Below are 18,061 nucleotides of genomic sequence, written 5' to 3'. Positions count from 1 at the left end.
CATGGCATGGTGACGCTCGAAACAAGAAGTGGGCGGGAGATACGCCATGAAGAGCTTCAAGGTCGCCGATTTCAAAGCGCCGTTGAAGGAATTCGATGAGCCGACGCCGCAGCCCTCGGGCACGCAGGTGCTGATCAAGGTAAAGGCGGCCGGCGTCTGCCATAGCGACCTGCACATCTGGGAAGGCGGCTATGATCTCGGTCATGGCCGCAAGCCGTTGTCGTTGAAGGACCGCGGCATCGCGCTGCCCTTGACGATGGGCCATGAGACCGTCGGAGAGATCCTGGCCTTTGGTCCCGACGTGAAGCCGTCAGATCAGGGGGACCTGAACAAGGGCGATGTTGGTCTCGTCTATCCCTGGATCGGCTGCGGCAAATGCGCGGCGTGTCTTTCCGGTGACGAGAACATGTGCCTGACGCCGCGCTCGATCGGCGTCTATTGCGACGGCGGCTATGCCGATCACATGCTGGTTCCGCATCCGCGTTACCTTCTCGATCTCAGGGGACTCGATCCAGCGACCACCGCGCCCTACGCCTGCTCGGGCGTTACCACCTACAGCGCGCTGAAGAAGGTCGAGCAGTATTTCGACACGCCGATCGTGATGTTCGGCGCCGGCGGCCTCGGCCTGATGGCGCTGTCGCTGCTCAAGGCGATGGGCGGCAAGGGCGCGATCATGGTCGATATCGATGCGAAGAAGCGCGAGGCGGCCGAGAAGGTCGGCGCGCTCGCCACCGTCGATCCCAAGGCGCCGGACGCGTTGGAGCAGCTCGCCAGGAAGGCTGGCGGCCCGATCCGGGCGGTGATCGATCTCGTCGGCAACGCCGCCACTACGCAGCTCGGCTTCGACTGCCTGACCAAGGGCGGCAAGCTCGTCATCGTCGGCCTGTTCGGCGGCGGCGCCACCTGGGCGCTGCCGCTGATCCCGATCAAGGCGGTGACGATCCAGGGCAGCTATGTCGGCAATTTGCGCGAGACGCAGGAATTGCTCGACCTTGTTCGGTCAAGGAAAGTGCCGCCGATCCCGGTGACGCCATTGCCGCTCGACAAGGCCAACGACGCGCTCGTGCAATTGCAGCAGGGTGCGGTGGTTGGACGCACGGTGCTGACGCCTTGACGCCCGCTGTTTGTTGCTCGTCATGGCCGGGCTTGACCTGGCCATCCACGTCCGGCCAAGGAAACGGCATAGAAACGTGGATGCCCGGGACAAGCCCGGGCATGACGATGAGAGAGTAGGAACGTCCCATGTCCGCAAACAACGCCTTCCACATTGCCGTGCTCGCCGGTGACGGCATCGGTCCCGAAGTCATGGCGCCGGCCCTGGAGGTGCTGCGCAAGGTCGGCGAGAAGGCAGGGCTCGGCTTCCGCTTGACCGAGGCGCCGGCCGGCGCCAACAATTATCTCGCCACCGGCAAGTCGATGCCGGATTCGACGGTCCGGCTGTGCGAGGAGGCGGACGCCATCCTGCTCGGGGCCTGCGGCCTGCCGTCGGTGCGCTATCCCGATAACACCGAGATCATGCCGCAGGTCGAGTTGCGCTTTCACTTCGATCTCTATGCCGGCGTGCGGCCGGCGCGCCTCATCCCGGGCGTGCCGAGCCCGATTGTCGGCGCAGATGCGCGCGGCATCGATCTCGTCGTCATCCGTGAGTCCACCGAGGGTCTGTTTGCGTCGATGGGAAAGGGCATCGTCACGCATGAGGACGCACGCGAGACGCTGGTCATCACGCGCAAGACGTCAGAGCGTCTGTTCGAATTCTCCTTCCGGCTCGCCGAACGACGCAAGGCGCGGGGCAAGCCGGGCGGGCTGACGTGCGTCGACAAGGCGAACGTGTTCAAGGCGTTTGCCTTCTTCCGCGACATGTTCGACGAGGCGGCCAAGCGCCACCCCGCAGTGAAGGCGGACCGCCTCTATGTCGATGCCTGCTCGGCGATGCTGGTGAAGCGACCCTGGGATTTCGACGTCATGGTGATGGAGAACATGTTCGGCGACATCCTCTCCGACCTCACCGCCGGCCTGATCGGCGGCATGGGAATGGCGCCGTCGGCCGACATCGGCGACAAGTATGCCGTATTCCAGCCCTGCCACGGCACAGCGCCGGACATCATGGGGCAGGGCAAGGCCAATCCCACGGGCATGATCCTGTCGGCGGCGATGATGCTCGACTGGCTCGCCGACAAGCACGGTTTGGAAAGCGCCACGGAGGCCGGCGAACAGATCGAGCGCGCGGTCGACAAGGTCTATGCGAGCGGCATCAAGCCGATCGAGTTCGGCGGCAATAACGGTACCGCCGCCATCGCGAAAGCGGTGCTTGCGGCGTTGTGAGTGCTCGGCCTTCATGGTTCGAGACGCCCGCTTTGGCGGGCTCCTCACCATGAGGGTCTAAACTCGCCGCGAAACAAGACCTCATCCTGAGGAGCCCGCGAAGCGGGCGTCTCGAAGGATGGGCCGCAAGTTTCATGTGTCCTAATTGAGCATCAAGTTCTATTGTGTCCATGTCCTAGTTCTCCTCCGAGCGTAACATGGTCGATGAGGCGTACAAAGTAGTCGCGACAGGGACTTGGCTCTATGATGGGGCAGTCCCGCGACGAATAGAAATTGTTGCCAAGCCAGCCCGCTTTGCATCTTCGCGATACGATGAAGACGATCGATTGGACGAGAATGCCCCCATCCCGAAAACTTCGGATGGCTGCGACTATAGTTGCCGACCGGGCGGCGGAGAAGGTCTCACTCTTGACGACGCGAAGGCCTGGGCGGACGCTCAGCCGTGGGGCCCGGTGATGTGGGCACCTTCGTAGGGAAGCCTCCTTCGGCGATGTGCGTAGGGCTGTCTCAGTGGTGGCATCGCGGACGCTTGTTTAGATCAGCGAATGCAAAGCCTTGACTGCGGCCTCCCGGCTCTCCACAGGAACGAACAAATTTACCGAATGGGGGGAAAGAACATACTTGTCGACGATGATTCCGTGCTGTTGCAGAATCTGAATCGCCTTGAATGGCAAAGCTGAAGAAACGGCGCCGAAGCAAGTGAGGCTCACCGAGCTTAAGGTCTCACGATGTTTACGTAATTCGTTGCTCTGCTCGAGCGTGCGCAGCAAAGTGTCGAGCGATTCCGAATCGCTAGACAGCATAATGCGCGTTTTTCCGGCGGCGAAAGCCGAGGCGAGGAGTTGTGGCCAAGACAAGTCGTGTTCTTTGAGATGTTGGGCGAATTTCTCAAAGCCCTGATTGAGATCCATCGAGTCGATCTCTACATGTTCGATGCGTGCCATCGAGTTGACTGCCAGGGCTTTTCCCGTTTCCATTCCGACAACCTCTTTGATCACTTGCGTGCTGTATTCGGCGCCGCCCCATTTTTTCAGACTCAATACCACGTTTTGGCTTTGTGCCAGCTCTACGCTACGAAAATGCAGAACTTTGGCGCCCCAAAAGCACATTTCGGATAGACACCCGAAATCCAGCTGACGCAATGGCGCTGCATTCGGCACGATGCGTGGATCGGCTGAGCAAACTCCATCGACCTCCTTGATAATTTCGCAACACTCGGCCTTTAGCGCCGCGGCCATGGCGACCGCAGTGGTGTCACTGCCGCCGCGACCTAGCGTGGTGATCTCTTTTGTCACCGGATTCACGCCCTGAAAGCCCGCCAGAACCACGATACGTCCGCGACCGAGTTCCTCGAGCACGCGATTGGGCCGCACATCTAAAATGCGCGCGGAGGAATGGGATTCGTCGGTCATCACTCCGGCCTGACTGCCGGTGAAGCTAATGGCCGGCACGCCGAGGTCGGACAGTGCCATGCTCATTAAGGACATGCTGATGCGCTCGCCGGTCGTTAGCAACATATCCAGTTCACGGCGGTTGGGATGCGGGCTTACCTGATAAGCCATCCTGATCAAGTCGTCGGTGGCCTTACCCATCGCTGAAACGATCGCCACGACGCGATAACCACGGCTGCGCAAATCGGCCAAACTACCTGCAACCGCACGGATCTTTGCCGGTGTTTCAAGACAAACGCCGCCGAATTTTTGCACGATGATGGGATTGTTGAGCATGCCGGTTGCACACAATGACGAAGCAGGATGCCGACGGGTCCCCTAGGCCCTCACCGGATCATAGCACATCCCGATTGGCAGGAGAGCACTGCTCCGGGGCGACGTAGTCAAATGCGCGGTTCGGATAGGCCGCTGGACTGCTGCGGGCGCACAGGCGCCGCATCGCCTGCGATTAATTTCAAGAGTTGGATCAAACGCAACCGTCTTCCTGCGTCGGCCCCCGGGGCAACATGGAGAACGTTCATGACGGCGGCATCTGATCCCTCTCGTGCCCAATAGGAACGACTTTCTTCCTGTGCCGTTACGGCGGCGAGGAGGAGTGCCAATGGATGATGACGACAAGAAGCCGCCGAGCGAGCAAGAGAATACAGAGCTCACGGAAGTAGCGCGAAAGATCGTGGAAGAATACGCTGAATCGCAACGTCAGATCGCGGAAAGGCTCCGCAAGAAGATGAACTGATGTGAGCTTTCAGGAGATTGTCGACCTGGCCTCCGTCCAACTCGCTTCGATTAGGCCAGGCTCCGCTCTAATCGTCCTAATCAGGGCGCTTTGACAAGAAAAAGGGGCCATTGGCCCCTTCATCATTCACCAGCGGCGCCAGTGACGGTGACCCCAGCCCCATGGGCGAGGTCCGAAGCGGCGCGGACCATAAAAGCCGTAGGCGTGATAATAGTTCGGGCGCCACCAACAGCGACCCCAGGCGTTACACACCATGCGCACCTGATCGACATTGGCGGCCGGGCCGCTGGCGATACGATCGGCCTGCGGAATGCCGTTTGGCATTGCCGCCAGAGCCTGCCCTGACGCGAGCGCGACACCGCCCATGGCCGCCAGGCCAAGTACAGCAAACCTGAGTTTCATCACAATCTCCCTCGTTGGTGCCGAGAGAACCGTCGTGCCATCAGTTGGTTGCAATATGCGAGCGGGCTCGACAGGAATTTAATCTTCCTGAATATCGGTTCACTCTGATGTGCGAGCGGTTCCAAATTGCGGCTAGACTTAGCCCTACGTCTCATACGCGCGCGGTCATTCCCCGCGAATGCGGGGAATCGAGTATTCCAGAGACGTCGAGAATCATCACACTGCTGCGGCGTACTGGATCGCCCGATCGAGTCGGGCGATGACGCCGTGATTGTGACGCTCACTGGTATCCACGACGTCATTGCTGTTGCGAGCGCAGCGAAGCAATCCAGAATCTTCCCGCGAAATCAGACTGGATGCTTCGCTGTGCTCGCAACGACGGAGGATGTAGAGCGAGCGCGAGTCCAATTCGCCCTGCGCTAGCGGCGGCTCAATCCGATCAAAGAGGCAGTCGTCACCGCCCCCGGAACTGCGGCTTGCGCTTTTCCATGAAGGCCCGGCGGCCCTCGCGAAAATCTTCGCTGTCCATGCAGGCGGTACCGACCTGCTTGATCGCGTCCATGTCGCGCTGACTTTCGTCCTTCAGCACCTCTGCGATAGTGACCTTGGCGGCCTTGATTGCGAGCGGCGCATTCTCGGAAATCGTCTTGGCGATCGCCATGGTCTCGCCCCAGAGCTCATCGTCGGGGATCACGCGCTCCACGAGCCCGATCCGCAGCGCTTCCGCCGCGTCGATCCGCATGCCCGTGTACATCAGCAGTCGCGCCCAGGACGGACCGACCAGCGAGACGAGGTGGCGCAAGCCGTCATAGCCATAGGCGATGCCGAGCCTTGCCGCGGGGATTCCGAACTGGCTGCTTGCCGCGGCGATGCGGATATCGGCGAGCATTGCGACCTGCATGCCGCCGCCGAGGCAGAATCCCTGGATGCAGGCGATCGTCGGCTTGGGGTAGCCGGCGAGCAACGCCCGTTGCGCGGCGCTGCGCTTGGCGTAGTCCTCGGAGGCGGCCGCGTTGTGGCGCTGCTCCTCGAACTGGCTGATATCGGCTCCCGATACGAAAGCCTTGCCGCCGGCGCCGCGCAGGATCACCATGCGCACCGCCTCGTCGTCGCGCAAGCTCGTCAGCGCCTGGCCAAATCCCTCCCACATCTCCAGCGACATCGCATTGCGCTTGTCGGGATTGTTGAAGGTGACCACGCCGACGCCGTCGGCGGACGATTTGAGGATCTTGCCGTCGGCGAAGGAAGTGTCCGTCTGGAAGACGTCTGGCATCGCGCACCTGCTCGCGTTGGGGATGGCAATGTGCGGCAGGCGCTGCGGCGAGGTCAACCGTGGCGCGCCCATTCCTGAGCGGACCACGGTTGTCTTTTTGAGGTTGCGCGATGATCGACTATTACCCCTGATTTGCCCGACGCGTCAAGGGAATTTCGCTAAATCAGTAATCAATCGTCGACCGTCTCGCTACTTTGCATGGGGTTGTTTTGCGGATTTTGGTTGAGCGGCCGTGCGGCGCCTACTGCGCCATATGCGCGGTCAGCGGATGATTGGCGGCATTGCTGAAGAACGCGGTCTCCTCGGCCGTGGCCTCCAGGAGCTGTTCGTCCTGGTTGTAGACGTCGTTGCGGAACTGGATGGTCTGGTCCTTGGTCATCCACGCCGTCAGATAGATCCAGGCCACCGGGACCTTCTTCGCCATGGCGACCTCGAGATGCTGTCCAGTGGCAATTTCCGCGTCGATCGCGGCGCGATTCCACTTCGGCTGGTCCTTCAGCAGCCAGGCCGCGAGATCGCGGACATTGTCGACGCGCGAGCAGCCGTGGGAATCGAAGCGGTAGTCGTCACTGAACAGATTGCGCTGGTTGGTGTCGTGCATGTAGACCGAATAGGAGTTCGGCATGTCGATCTTGACCGCGCCTAGCGCATTGAACGTGCCGTTCTGCTGGCGCACGGTGAAGTTCGGCGTGTGCGTGCCCGACCAGTCGACCGAATGCGGATCGATCGGATTGTCGTGGCCGTCGAGCACTTCCATGTGCATGCGCGACAAATAGGTCGGATCCTTGCGCATATGCGCGGAGATTTCGGTCTTGGCGATCGAGGATGGCACGGTCCAGGTCGGGTTGAGCACGACGCCGGTGATCTCGGCCGTCAGTGTCGGCGACGGCTTCTCTGTCTTTCCGACGATCACGCGATAGCGCCGCACCACGACGTCGTTCTCGACGGCCTCGGCAAAGGCCGCGGGGATGTTGACCACGACGTAGCGTTGCCCGAAGCCGAAGTTGGTGTTCTGGAGCCGCTCCAGCGAGGCCTCGAGCTGCCGGATGCGCTTTTGCACCGGGACGTTCATTGCAGCGATCGTGCGCGGCGTCACCGTTCCAGTCGGGGCGAGACCATGGCGTGCCTGGAAGCGCTTGACGGCTTCGGCCAGCGTCTCGTCGAAGGCGCCGCTTGCCTTGTCGCCGGCGAGATCGCCGGAGGCGATCAGGCGCTTGCGCAGCAACTCGTCATTGGGTCCCTGCGTGCCAGCCGCGAATTTCGCGTCCGCAGGGAGTGTGGGCCAGCCGCCGCGCACGGCGAGGTCGGAGTAGCTCAGTGCGGCGTCCTTGATCCGCTGGGCCGAGCCTTCGTCGAAGGTCGGCTCATGCGACAGCGCAAGCGCGGCGGCCGAGCGTGACTCCGCCGTCGAGGCAGGTGTTGTAGCTGGCTTCGACGCTGCCGTGTGGGCCGGATTGGCCGTCGCGGGCGTCGTGCCGGCCGGCGCTGCGGTGGCAGGCTTGGCGGGGCCGGGCTGGCCGGTGGTTTCGGTTTGCGCAAGGGCCGAGGCGCTCGCGAGCAGGCCAACCGCAACGACGATGGCTTGGCGCTTCAACATGTTTCTGATCTTCCCTTGGAAAAACGAGGCCCGGGCGGGCGCTCGCATGATGGTCTTCTTGCAGCAGTGCCGCGGGCGCGGCTTTCGGCGATTCGCGAGGCGGCGGCAGGCTAGGGCATGGGCCTTGCTGTCGGATTAAACGCAGGCTTCCCGGCCCATCCGCCCTCGATTTGGTCGTTCGACGGCCCGGATCGGTTCGTGAAAAGTGACGGAAAGTGACGAAGATCCGTAGGGCCCGTCCGAGGGAGGCCCAAAAAAGCAAAAGCCGCGCGTCAGGCGCGCGGCGAAGTCCCGTCCAATCCAGCCGCGCCCCCGCGACGCGGCGGATCGAACATCGAATCCGATGGACGGCCGACTGCCCGGCCGTCGATCGCTCAGCTTTCGTTGGCCGCGATCGATTCCATCAGCGAAACGAGCTGACGCTGTACCGTCTGGTCCTTGATCTTGCTGTAGGCGCGCAGCAGCCGGAGGCTGAAGGCGCTGTCCAGGAAAAGCAGGCTCTCGACTTCGCGAGCCTTGTTGTCGCCGTCGTAGAAGAAGGTCACGGGCACGTCGAGCGCCGAAGCGATCTGCTGCAGACGGGCCGCGCCGACACGATTGACGCCCTTTTCGTACTTCTGGACCTGCTGGAAGCTGACGCCCAGCTTCTCGCCAAGCTCAGCCTGCGAGATTTTCATCTCGACCCGCCGCAATCTGATCCGTTTGCCAAGCTCAATGTCCGGCTTGCCGGCACTGCGCTGCTTCATTCTCTTCGCCGCTGTTTTCATACTTTTTCTCACCGTTCTTCGGTTGAAAATCCCCCGAAGAGTTGGGTCAGGGGTTCGCCCATGTACACTTCCTTGAATTCGCGCGGATGCACGAATTCATCCTTGAACCACGGGAAGCGAGCCGGATTGAAGGCTTCGATCAGCCAGTCAATCATGTGCCGCACCCTTGGAATCCGGCCGCTACCGGGATGGTAGGACAACCAGATATCCAGCGGTCGGTTCAACGCGACCTCCAGTGGCATCAACTTCCCGCCAAGCGCGATGGCATAGCTCGGGAATACGCCGATTCCGGCGCCGTTCGCGACAGCCCAGTAGTTGGCGCTTGAGACGTTGGTCTTCATGACCAGAAGGTCACGCTCCGCAACGCCCGGGAAGAAGCTCTCGAACGTTTCCTTGGCGGCGATCTGGTCGGCGAATTGCAGCACCAGGCGGTGCTTGACCAATTCGTGAGCTGTAAGCGGCGCGCCATGTTTCTCAATGTATCTTTCGGCCGCCCAGAACATCAGATGCATGCGGCCGAGCCGCACCAGCTTGATGTCGAGCGCTGAGGGACGCGACAGATGGATGGCGACGTCGGCCTCGTGCCGGGAGACATCGGCAGAGCGCATCGCGCAGTGCAGGTCGACAAGGATTTTCGGATAGCTCTGCTGGAATTCGACCAGCCGCGGCGCCAGCCAGAAAGTGCCGAGTCCCTCGGTGACGGCGACCCGCACCTCGCCGGACGTGCCGGCGAGCGTATCGCTGGCGCGCAGCACGTCGAAGGTCGCGGCCTCCATCCGCTCCACGGCCGAGACCACCATCGCTCCTTCATCCGTCAACCGGGTGCCATGCACGTCCCGGGTGAACAGGGTGGCGCCGATCTGGCGCTCGAAATCGTCGATCTTCCGACGGACGGCATTAATGGAGAGCGAAAGGCGCTCAGCAGCGGAGCGGAAGCTGCCACAGCGCACGACCTCAAGGAATATCCTGGCCGCGTCCCAATCCGAGAGGCCGCCGAGGAGTGCTTTTTGGCGTTCTTCCAGAGGAACGCCCCTTTCCGCCGTGAGGTGCATACAAGTCCTTTCAGCTGGCTAAACTGGCAGAATCTTGGGCAAACCACAACCACGGCGGGTTGCGGGGGTGGCTAGTTTTGAGGCCATACTTACCGCGTCGTGGGTGGTATTAGAGTGCGCCAGGGACTGGGAATCGGACGGTCGATCGTCCGGATGAGGGGTATCGCGTGCGTTCAGTTGCGAGCCTTGAGAGCACTGCGCGGATATCGGGCTCTCCGAAATCGGAGGGCGCGGGTCGCAGGTCCGGCTTCGCGCCCATCTTCCGGCTGGCTACTGCGGAATCATCATTGCCGACAAAATCAATCATGCTGACGCGCCGTGCTCGGGCGATCACGCAACGCTTTTCTTGCAATGGAACTGCGATTTTCGAGCCTGGACGCGCTGAAATCGTGTTCGAAGGCTTGGATTCGTCGTGCTATCTTCGCGCGCAACTACGGGCCGCGGGGATCGTTGCCATTCATTCTCACAGGTTGACCTAACGAAAGAACTCCGGTGTCGCATTCAGATGAACAATTGCAGTCGGTGCTCGAAACGCTCGAGGAGTGCCGTCGGGTTCTCGGTGAGAACCAGGTCCGCGAGACGGTCGAGTTGCTCTCGATCGCCATCCTCGATCTGCGCATGAAACTCAAAGGCGTCGACAATGCCGAGCTTCGGGCGTTGTGCGACGAAATGCTGCGGGGCGCTGCCAGCGAATCCGCCTCCCGTTCCAAGCAGACGCAGGACCAGCCCCGGCGTCCGCTGCTCCGCGTGGTGAAATAACCGCGCCGCCCTCTCTCGCATCCGCGAGATTTGTGAGCGTCCCGATGCCGCATCTGTGATCACAGGCGGCATCGGGAGGAGCCCTGGTTTCCAGCGCCTCTGTTGCGCATTGCCCTGCATCGGCTACACCAAGGGCCAGTTAGGCCCAAATTCCGGCGCGCTCCCCGTGCGCACGGTGCGGGCCTTGAGATGGCCCCGACTGCATCATGCAAAATGTTTCTATCACGGCGGCGCTGCTTGCCGGCCTCGTCAGCTTCCTCTCGCCCTGCGTCCTGCCCCTGGTTCCGCCCTATCTGATCTATCTGACCGGTGCCACGATCGAGCACGTCGAGAGCGACGAGCGGCCGTCCGCCTCCAGGCGCGCGGTCATGATGTCGGCGCTGCTGTTCGTGCTTGGCTTCTCGACCATCTTCATTGCGCTGGGTGCCAGCGCCTCGCTGATCGGCAGCGTGATCCGCGCCTGGTCGGCCGAGCTCTCGATCCTCGCCGGCGTCGTCATCATCGTGATGGGCCTGCACTTCCTCGGTTTGACGCGCATCAACCTGTTGATGCGGGAAGGGCGGCTACCGATCCCCAAGCCGGTCGGTCTGTGGGGCGCCTACGTCATGGGGCTCGCCTTCGCCTTCGGCTGGACGCCGTGCATCGGGCCGATCCTCGCGGCCATCCTCTCGATCGCCGCGGCGGAGGCGACGGTGACCAAGGGGGCTGGCCTGCTCGCGGTCTATTCCGCCGGGCTCGGCATTCCCTTCCTGATCGCAGCGCTCCTGATCGAGCAGTTCTCGGCGCTGTTCGCGCGCATGAAGGGCCACCTCGTCAATGTCGAGCGGGCCATGGGCGTGCTCATGGTGATCACCGGCGTTTTCTTTCTCACAGGCGCGATCAGCAACATCAGCATCTGGCTGCTCGAGACCTTTCCGGTGCTCCAGTCGATCGGTTAGGACCGGTCAAGGCCTGAGGCCGGACAACAAGAATATCGGATGCAAAGCAGGCCCATTCGCTACCGCGGCTCGTCCAGCGCGCAGGTGATTGTGTAGACGACGCCGGGTGGCAGGAAATCCACGGTCGCTTCGCCGCCGAGCTGATCGCGCGCGCTGCGCTCGATCAGGCGGGAGCCGAAGCCACGTTGCACAGGCGCGGTCACCGGCGGTCCGCCGCTCTCGGTCCAGATCAGCCGCAGCCGCGGCTTGGGCGCAGCCGCGGTGACCTCCCAGTCCAGTGTCACCATCCCGGTCTCGTTGGATAGCGCGCCGTATTTGGCGGCGTTGGTTGCCATCTCATGCACGATCATCGACAGCACGACGGCGAGGCGCGGCGACAGCGGCACCGCTGGTCCGTTCATCCGGATCCGGTCTGGATTGCTCAGCAGGAACGGGTCCAGTGCGCGGGCAACGACGTCCTTCAGGTCCGAGCCCTGCCACTTCTCCTGGCTGAGCAGATTGTGCGCTTCCGCGAGCGCGCCGAGGCGCCCCTCGAACTTGGTGCGCTCGTCGCGGCTTGCGCTGCGGAACGACTGCACAGCGATCGCCTGCATCAAGGCGAGGGTATTCTTGACGCGATGGTTGAGCTCTTCGATCAGCAGATCGTGCAGCATCTCGCCGCGCGCGATGGTGGCGGCCATCCGCAAGGCGAAGGCAAGCCCGGTCAGGAGGAGCACGCCGCCGATCAGGCTCGTGATCGCGATGTTGCGCCAGAGCGGCGCGACCAGCGAGCTCTCGGCGACGCCGGCAGCAACCGTCCAGCCTGTCATCCGCGACCGCGTATAGGCAGCACTGAGCGGAATATTGTCGAGCGAGACCGCGGACAAGGACGCCTCGCCCTTGCGGAACATCTCGTCATAGAGCGAGGACGTGGCGCGCTTGCCGAACGTGTCGCCCGGGTTGGGCGCGCGTGCGAATACGATGCCCTTGCTGTCCAGCAGCGATACCGTCCAGTGCTCATCGGGCCGTTGCTTTTCGACCAGCGTCTGGAAGATATCGAGCGGTGGGCTGAAGGTGAGGGCGTAGATCACTTCGCCATCGCGCAACACGGGGACCTCGACGGTCACGACCTGGCGCTGCTTGATCGCGCTGAGGAACAGGTCGGAATATTGCGGCAGCTTGGTTGCGAAGACCTTCTCCACGATCTCGGTGTTGTTGCGGGGCGGCAGGCCGGCCGTGTCCTCCGTCACCGACGAGAACAACAGATGCCCCTTGCGGTCGGAGACCAGCACGACGCCGTCCTTGCCGTACTGCTCGAGAAAACCCGAGACGATGCGGCGAAAGCTCAGGAAGTCACCGCCGCGCAGCGCGTTGGTCAGCGCCAGCACCTGCAAACCCCCGGTCATCCGCTGCACCTCGGCATCGAGCACCAGGCGGATGCTGCGTACCGTTTCCAGCACGCGGCGGTTCGCGTCGCTACGGTCCTGAGCGTAGTTATAGAAAACGATGCCGACGGCGAAGACGATCAAGGGCAGCATCGTCCCCATGACGAGGAGCGCGAGCCGTACGGGCAGAGTGAACTTTGACAACGCGGGCGCCCTGGTTCCGGCGCGACGCCGCCGGATCAAGCAAGAGCATACGGGCAGCCTCCGCGTTGCGCCACGGGTTTTCCGGTTTGCCGGAAAATCCCGGTCGAGCGATTTTGCGCTGCATTCCGTGTCCGTATCGGGGTGAGTTTCGCGCCGCTGCTGTCGCTCGCTGCGAGCAATGATCCCTCGGGAACATCGGCGAAGGAACGATCTGCCATTTTTTCCCGTTGTCGAATTGCCGAAACCAGCAGGTTCGACAATTGGAGGAGAGGAACAATGAAACTGAGAATCGCAACCGCGGCGGTGATGATCGCCGCCTTCGCCACGCCAGCGTTCGCTGTCGACGAGTTCTACGTCGTCCAGGACGTCAAGACGAAGAAATGCACCGTCGTCGACAGGAAGCCGACGGAATCGTCGATGACCGTCGTCGGCCCGGCCGGCACCATCTACAAGTCGCGCACCGAGGCCGAGGCTGGCATGAAGACCGTCAAGGTCTGCACGTCGAACTGAGGGAGGTCATCATGCCACCAGTCTTCATTCTCTGGGCCGTGCCCGCTGTTCTCGTGATCGGTGGCGGCATTTATCTGATTGGTCACATGCACTGAGGCCGCCACGTCAGGGCCGCGGCGAGAATTCGCCGAGGCCCGTTTCGTGTGACCGTACAATTCTGCATGTTGCTCTCGGCATTGGCGGCGCGGTGGACGGCGCGTCGGTTTTGCACTGCATTCTGCGTCGCTCGCGTGACACCGCGCCACTGTTCAGCCTGCCAACGGCGTATTAGCCTACGCTGGATTCCAGCCGCGCCGATCTCGGCCAGCGCATCAAGCGCGGTCAACGAGCCCGCCCGGGCTTGGGGGTGATCGTCGATGAAGCATTGGATCCACTGGTTGCCGGGGCTCGACACTCTTCGTCGATATGAGGCTGCGTGGCTTCCGCACGATATCTTCGCCGGGATCGTCCTGGCGACAATGCTGGTCCCGGTCGGAATTGCCTACGCGGCGGCATCGGGGTTGCCTGGGATCTATGGTCTGTACGCAACGATCGTGCCGCTGTTGGTCTATGCGTTGTTCGGCCCAAGCCGTATTCTCGTCCTCGGTCCGGACTCTGCTCTGGCAGGGGTCATCCTCGGCGTTGTCGCTCCGTTGTCCGGTGGTGATCCGCTGCGGGCCGCGACGCTCGCCGGCATGATGGCGATCGTTTCGGGGGTGGTGTGCATTCTGGCGGGTGTCGCGCGCCTGGGCTTTGTGACCGAGCTTCTCTCCAAGCCAATACGCTACGGTTACATGAATGGAATCGCGTTGACCGTATTGATCAGCCAGCTGCCGAAGCTCATGGGCTTCTCGATTGAGAGCGAAGGACCCCTTAGAAGTTTGCTCGCGATCGTCGGCGCAATCCGCGATGGGCGGACAAACTGGGTCGCGTTCGGGATCGGGCTCGGCACCTTGATCGTGATCCTGCTTCTCAAGAACAACAAGCGGCTCCCAGGCATTCTGATAGCGGTCCTTGGCGCGACGGTTGTCGTCGGCGCGCTGGGCCTCCCGGCGCCTTATGACGTGAAGGTCCTGGGTCCCCTTCCTCAGGGGCTGCCTGGATTTGTCGTTCCCTGGATCAGCTACGGCGACATGGTCCCCGTGCTGGTCGGCGGGTGTGCGATAGCGCTGATATCATTCGCGGATACCAGCGTGCTTTCACGGGCCTATGCCGCACGATTGGGGACGCGGGTCGATCCCAACCAGGAGTTGGTCGGCCTCGGCGTCGCCAATCTGGCGACCGGCTTTTTTCAGGGATTCTCGATCAGCAGCAGCAGTTCGCGTACACCCGTTGCGGAAGCGGCCGGCGCGCGCACCCAACTCACCAGCGTCGTTGGCGCGCTTGCCATCGCTGCGCTCTTGCTAGCGGCGCCAAACCTTCTTCAGCATTTGCCGAGCGCTGCATTGGCTGCCGTGGTCATCACCTCGGCGATCGGCTTGATCGAGGTCGCCGACCTGAAACGAATCTATCGCATTCAGCGGTGGGAGTTCTGGTTGGCGATCGTCTGCTTTGTCGGTGTTGCAGTGCTCGGAGTGATTCCAGGAATAGGGCTGGCAATCGCCATCGCCATCGCCGAGTTCCTCTGGGACGGTTGGCGCCCGCATTCCGCCGTATTGGGTCGCGCCCACGGCGTCAAAGGCTATCACGACATCACAAGATATCCGGATGCACGCCGAATCCCAGGGCTGGTCCTGTTTCGGTGGGACGCGCCTCTGTTCTTTGCCAACGCCGAATTCTTCAAGGAACGCATTCGGGATGCCGTAGCAACATCGCCGACGCCCGTGCGCTGGCTGGTGGTTGCGGCAGAGCCGGTCACGAGCGTCGACGTCACGGCCTGCGATGTGGTCGCTGAACTCGATGAAGCGCTGCACGCGCAGGGGATTGAGCTGTGCTTTGCCGAGCTCAAGGACCCCGTGAAGGACAAGCTGAAGCGATTTGGCTTGTTCGCGCAGCTAGGCGAGAAATACTTCTTTCCAACGATCGGAGTTGCCGTTTCTCGTTATCTCGAGATCAATGATGTGGCGTGGGACGACTGGGAGGACCAGGCCGAGGTTGGCACGAACGGGCCTCCGCGTTGAAGCGTCGAGGCCCGTCCCGTGGTGGGCTTATAGATTGCTCTCGGTGATCGCGGCATAGACCATGCTACGCAGCTCACGCCGGATCGGGTAGGCGCTCGACGGCAGCACCTGCGTCATGAAGATCGTGATCAGCTCCTCGGCCGGATCGATCCAGAACGAGGTCGTCGCAGCGCCGCCCCAATTGTACTCGCCGGAACTGCCGGCGATCAGCGTCTCTGCCGGCCGCATGGTCACGGCGAAGCCGAGGCCGAAGCCGATGCCATTGTAGGTCGCCTCAGAGAACAGCGAGCGGGAAACGTCGGGTAGAGTGCGGCCGCCCGGAATGTGGTTGGTCGTCATGAGCGCCAGCGTCTTCGGCCCGATCAATCTGACACCGCCGAGTTCGCCGCCATTGAGCAGCGCGCGGCAGAACGTGAGATAGTCGGCAACGGTTGAGCACAGACCGCCGCCGCCGGAGATGAAATCTGGCGGCGCCAGGAACGAGCTCGTCATCGGGTCGTCCTGGAGGGTCAGGCCCTGGCGGCGCTGGCCGGCATGGAAGGTCATGCCGCCCTGCGGATCGGCGGAATAGCAGGCTGCGAAGCGATGCGCTTTGGAGGCGGGCACGTGGAAATCGGTGTCGGTCATGCCGAGCGGGTCGAGGATGCGCTGTTTCAGGAATTGCTCGAAGGGAACACCAGAGATCTTGCCAATGAGATAGCCGATCACGTCGGTGGAGACGGAGTAGTTCCAGGCGTCTCCAGGCGAGAACTCCAGCGGGATCTTGGTCAGCCCCTCGATCATGGTCTGCAGCGTGCCGGCCTTCTCGACCTCGCCGATCTTCTGCTCGCGATAGGCCGCATCGACATTGGAGCGCTGCTGGAAGCCGTAGGTCAGGCCCGAGGTGTGCCGCAGGAGGTCGACGATCTGCATTGGTCGTGACGGCGGCCGGGTCAGGAACGCAGGGTTCGTGCCGGCGACGAACACGCCGAGGTCCTTCCACTCCGGAATGAATTTGGCGACGGGTTCGTCGATCGCGACGAGGCCTTCCTCGACCAGCATCATGAAGGCGACGCTGGTGAGCGGCTTGGTCATGGAATAGATGCGGTAGATGGTGTCGTCCTTGACCGGCACTTCGCGCTCGATGTCGGCGAGGCCCAGCACCGAGCGGTGGGCGATCTTGCCGCGGCGATAGACCAGGAGCTGCGTTCCCGGGAAGCGGCCGGCATCGATATACCGGTTCTTCAGATGCGCATCGACGCGGTCGAGCGCGGCCTGGGACATGCCGACGGATTCGGGCGAGGCAGGGGTAGGGGCGAGCATCGGGAATGTTCCTCCGGAGTGTTCTTGTGAGGAGGTGATAGCCGAAATGAGGACCCCATTCCAAGCCGGTCGCGCTTAACGCCGCATGCCCGGCTGGTGTAGGCTTCGCAGCGGAACGCCGTCAGGCCAAACAACGAGAAAATCGGACAGCGGGAAAGAGAAATGACCCAGTTCAACGAGACCGAGCTTACCGAGGCCGTCATCAAGAGCTTCGACAACACGCCCAATCCGCGTGCAAGGTTCCTGCTCCAGGAATTGGTGAAGTCGCTGCACGATTACGTGAGCAAGACCGGCCTCACCTTCGAGGAATGGGACTATGCGATCGACTTCCTGACCCGCACCGGCCAGAAGTGCACAGATACCCGCCAGGAGTTCATCCTGCTTTCCGACGTGCTCGGTGTCTCCATGCTGGTCGATGCGGTGAACCACCGCGACCGCGACGGCGCCACAGAGACGACCGTGCTCGGTCCCTTCTATGTCGGCGAACACAAGGTGGCCGCGCACGGCACCGACATCTCGCCGCATAACCTGACCGGCGAGAAGATGTTCGTGCGGAGCCGTGTCACGGATCTCAGCGGCAAGCCGCTTGCAAACGTTCCGGTCGACGTCTGGCACGCCGACGACGACGGCTTCTACGATTCCCAGAAGCCGAACTACGATGAGATCGGCGCCTCGGCGCGGGCGCGCTTCATCACCGATTCCGAGGGCCGCTTCTTCTTCCGCACCATTCTGCCCTGCAGCTATCCGATCCCGACCGACGGCCCTGTGGGCGAGATGATCGTTCAGACCAACCGCCACCCGATGCGTCCCGCGCACGTCCACTTCCTCGTTAATGCGAAGGGCTATGAGCCCCTGATCACTCACGTCTTCATTGGTGGCGACAAATATCTCGACTCCGACGTGGTGTTTGGGGTCAAGGACGAGTTGATCGCCAAGGTCGAGAAGCGCACCGATCCGGCCATGCCCGATGGCGGTAAGGCGGCCGGGCCCTGGCACCTGATGACTTATGAATTCCACCTCAAGCCGGGCGACGGTCTGGCTCCCAAGCCGCTCGGGGTGAAGGCCGCGGAGCACGCTTGAGAACGGCCTCATCCAGAGCCTGCCTAGTTTATATGCGGCGCGCAAAAACCGGGCAGGTCGCAAATTCCGCGTGCGGAACAGCGGGCTGCGACAATCTGTTCCGGCCCTTTAACATGCTGATTTATAAATAAGATTCGCCGCATCTGGCTTGGCATAAAGCTTGAATAGTTAGTGCCGACGCCATTGATGCCGTCCCGCGAGACTA

The 18,061-nt window shown here is 62.2% G+C and carries 16 protein-coding genes; 8 read left to right on the top strand and 8 right to left on the bottom strand.

The window, feature by feature from the left end; translation table 11 throughout:
* Positions 1 to 46 precede the first annotated feature (46 nt).
* Positions 47 to 1,114 carry an alcohol dehydrogenase gene (locus SO180_RS14545; protein ID WP_449379512.1) on the top strand — a complete coding sequence of 356 codons (1,068 nt, stop codon included), beginning with the start codon at positions 47 to 49 and terminating at the stop codon, positions 1,112 to 1,114.
* 128 nt (positions 1,115 to 1,242) lie between these two features.
* A complete protein-coding gene (locus SO180_RS14540) occupies positions 1,243 to 2,322 on the top strand; it encodes an isocitrate/isopropylmalate dehydrogenase family protein (RefSeq protein WP_449379511.1) in 1,080 nt (359 codons plus the stop codon).
* A 533-nt stretch (positions 2,323 to 2,855) separates the two neighbouring features.
* Here the strand turns inward: SO180_RS14540 and SO180_RS14535 are convergent.
* The gene (locus SO180_RS14535; protein ID WP_449379510.1) at positions 2,856 to 4,049 is read right to left on the bottom strand and encodes an aspartate kinase; all 1,194 of its coding nucleotides are present in this window, start codon (positions 4,047 to 4,049) and stop codon (positions 2,856 to 2,858) included.
* A 325-nt stretch (positions 4,050 to 4,374) separates the two neighbouring features.
* Between SO180_RS14535 and SO180_RS14530 the strand changes: the two genes are divergently transcribed.
* Positions 4,375 to 4,509, top strand: coding sequence for a hypothetical protein (locus SO180_RS14530; protein ID WP_449379509.1), 135 nt, complete (start codon positions 4,375 to 4,377; stop codon positions 4,507 to 4,509).
* 126 nt (positions 4,510 to 4,635) lie between these two features.
* Here SO180_RS14530 and SO180_RS14525 read toward each other — a convergent pair whose 3' ends face one another.
* The 5 genes from SO180_RS14525 to SO180_RS14505 all read right to left on the bottom strand — a co-directional run bounded on the left by SO180_RS14525 (position 4,636) and on the right by SO180_RS14505 (position 9,600).
* Positions 4,636 to 4,911 (bottom strand): hypothetical protein, encoded by a 276-nt coding sequence (locus SO180_RS14525; RefSeq protein WP_449379508.1) that lies wholly within the window; start codon positions 4,909 to 4,911, stop codon positions 4,636 to 4,638.
* A gap of 454 nt (positions 4,912 to 5,365) precedes the next feature.
* Positions 5,366 to 6,184, bottom strand: coding sequence for an enoyl-CoA hydratase (locus tag SO180_RS14520; RefSeq protein ID WP_449379507.1), 819 nt, complete (start codon positions 6,182 to 6,184; stop codon positions 5,366 to 5,368).
* Positions 6,185 to 6,425: 241 nt separating this feature from the next.
* Entirely contained in the window at positions 6,426 to 7,781 is a 1,356-nt protein-coding gene (locus SO180_RS14515) for a L,D-transpeptidase family protein (protein WP_449379506.1), read from the bottom strand.
* A 374-nt stretch (positions 7,782 to 8,155) separates the two neighbouring features.
* The gene (locus tag SO180_RS14510) at positions 8,156 to 8,527 is read right to left on the bottom strand and encodes a helix-turn-helix domain-containing protein (RefSeq protein WP_020608151.1); all 372 of its coding nucleotides are present in this window, start codon (positions 8,525 to 8,527) and stop codon (positions 8,156 to 8,158) included.
* Positions 8,528 to 8,556: 29 nt separating this feature from the next.
* Positions 8,557 to 9,600, bottom strand: a complete 1,044-nt coding sequence (locus SO180_RS14505) for a LysR family transcriptional regulator (protein ID WP_449379505.1) — start codon at positions 9,598 to 9,600, stop codon at positions 8,557 to 8,559.
* 522 nt (positions 9,601 to 10,122) lie between these two features.
* Between SO180_RS14505 and SO180_RS14500 the strand changes: the two genes are divergently transcribed.
* Both SO180_RS14500 and SO180_RS14495 read left to right on the top strand, forming a co-directional pair.
* Positions 10,123 to 10,359 carry a hypothetical protein gene (locus SO180_RS14500; protein WP_449379544.1) on the top strand — a complete coding sequence of 79 codons (237 nt, stop codon included), beginning with the start codon at positions 10,123 to 10,125 and terminating at the stop codon, positions 10,357 to 10,359.
* Positions 10,360 to 10,565: 206 nt separating this feature from the next.
* The gene (locus tag SO180_RS14495; protein WP_449379504.1) at positions 10,566 to 11,297 is read left to right on the top strand and encodes a cytochrome c biogenesis CcdA family protein; all 732 of its coding nucleotides are present in this window, start codon (positions 10,566 to 10,568) and stop codon (positions 11,295 to 11,297) included.
* Between the two features lie 59 nt (positions 11,298 to 11,356).
* Here the strand turns inward: SO180_RS14495 and SO180_RS14490 are convergent, their stop codons facing one another.
* Entirely contained in the window at positions 11,357 to 12,814 is a 1,458-nt protein-coding gene (locus SO180_RS14490; RefSeq protein WP_449379543.1) for a sensor histidine kinase, read from the bottom strand.
* 327 nt (positions 12,815 to 13,141) lie between these two features.
* Between SO180_RS14490 and SO180_RS14485 the strand changes: the two genes are divergently transcribed.
* Both SO180_RS14485 and SO180_RS14480 read left to right on the top strand, forming a co-directional pair.
* Entirely contained in the window at positions 13,142 to 13,375 is a 234-nt protein-coding gene (locus tag SO180_RS14485; RefSeq protein ID WP_449379503.1) for a hypothetical protein, read from the top strand.
* Between the two features lie 356 nt (positions 13,376 to 13,731).
* Positions 13,732 to 15,474, top strand: coding sequence for a SulP family inorganic anion transporter (locus tag SO180_RS14480; protein ID WP_449379502.1), 1,743 nt, complete (start codon positions 13,732 to 13,734; stop codon positions 15,472 to 15,474).
* 27 nt (positions 15,475 to 15,501) lie between these two features.
* Here SO180_RS14480 and SO180_RS14475 read toward each other — a convergent pair whose 3' ends face one another.
* Entirely contained in the window at positions 15,502 to 16,776 is a 1,275-nt protein-coding gene (locus SO180_RS14475; RefSeq protein WP_449379501.1) for a serine hydrolase domain-containing protein, read from the bottom strand.
* A 162-nt stretch (positions 16,777 to 16,938) separates the two neighbouring features.
* Here SO180_RS14475 and SO180_RS14470 point away from each other — a divergent pair, with 162 nt between their 5' ends.
* On the top strand, positions 16,939 to 17,856 hold the full coding sequence (locus SO180_RS14470; protein WP_449379500.1) for an intradiol ring-cleavage dioxygenase: 918 nt from the start codon (positions 16,939 to 16,941) through the stop codon (positions 17,854 to 17,856).
* Positions 17,857 to 18,061 lie beyond the last annotated feature (205 nt).

It is taken from the genome of Bradyrhizobium sp. UFLA05-112 (genome assembly GCF_053572325.1).
Note: the sequence above shows the minus strand (reverse complement) of the source record. Positions and strands in the feature narration are given on the sequence as shown.

Excerpts from the sequence above, each read along its gene's own strand:
- SO180_RS14540 (WP_449379511.1), top strand. The coding sequence starts at position 1,243 with ATGTCCGCAAACAACGCCTTCCACATTGCCGTGCTCGCCGGTGACGGC.
- SO180_RS14520 (WP_449379507.1), bottom strand. The coding sequence starts at position 6,184 with ATGCCAGACGTCTTCCAGACGGACACTTCCTTCGCCGACGGCAAGATC.
- SO180_RS14475 (WP_449379501.1), bottom strand. The coding sequence starts at position 16,776 with ATGCTCGCCCCTACCCCTGCCTCGCCCGAATCCGTCGGCATGTCCCAG.
- SO180_RS14510 (WP_020608151.1), bottom strand. The coding sequence starts at position 8,527 with ATGAAGCAGCGCAGTGCCGGCAAGCCGGACATTGAGCTTGGCAAACGG.
- SO180_RS14545 (WP_449379512.1), top strand. The coding sequence starts at position 47 with ATGAAGAGCTTCAAGGTCGCCGATTTCAAAGCGCCGTTGAAGGAATTC.
- SO180_RS14485 (WP_449379503.1), top strand. The coding sequence starts at position 13,142 with ATGAAACTGAGAATCGCAACCGCGGCGGTGATGATCGCCGCCTTCGCC.
- SO180_RS14495 (WP_449379504.1), top strand. The coding sequence starts at position 10,566 with ATGCAAAATGTTTCTATCACGGCGGCGCTGCTTGCCGGCCTCGTCAGC.
- SO180_RS14515 (WP_449379506.1), bottom strand. The coding sequence starts at position 7,781 with ATGTTGAAGCGCCAAGCCATCGTCGTTGCGGTTGGCCTGCTCGCGAGC.
- SO180_RS14480 (WP_449379502.1), top strand. The coding sequence starts at position 13,732 with ATGAAGCATTGGATCCACTGGTTGCCGGGGCTCGACACTCTTCGTCGA.
- SO180_RS14490 (WP_449379543.1), bottom strand. The coding sequence starts at position 12,814 with ATGCTGCCCTTGATCGTCTTCGCCGTCGGCATCGTTTTCTATAACTAC.
- SO180_RS14505 (WP_449379505.1), bottom strand. The coding sequence starts at position 9,600 with ATGCACCTCACGGCGGAAAGGGGCGTTCCTCTGGAAGAACGCCAAAAA.
- SO180_RS14530 (WP_449379509.1), top strand. The coding sequence starts at position 4,375 with ATGGATGATGACGACAAGAAGCCGCCGAGCGAGCAAGAGAATACAGAG.
- SO180_RS14535 (WP_449379510.1), bottom strand. The coding sequence starts at position 4,049 with ATGCTCAACAATCCCATCATCGTGCAAAAATTCGGCGGCGTTTGTCTT.
- SO180_RS14525 (WP_449379508.1), bottom strand. The coding sequence starts at position 4,911 with ATGAAACTCAGGTTTGCTGTACTTGGCCTGGCGGCCATGGGCGGTGTC.
- SO180_RS14470 (WP_449379500.1), top strand. The coding sequence starts at position 16,939 with ATGACCCAGTTCAACGAGACCGAGCTTACCGAGGCCGTCATCAAGAGC.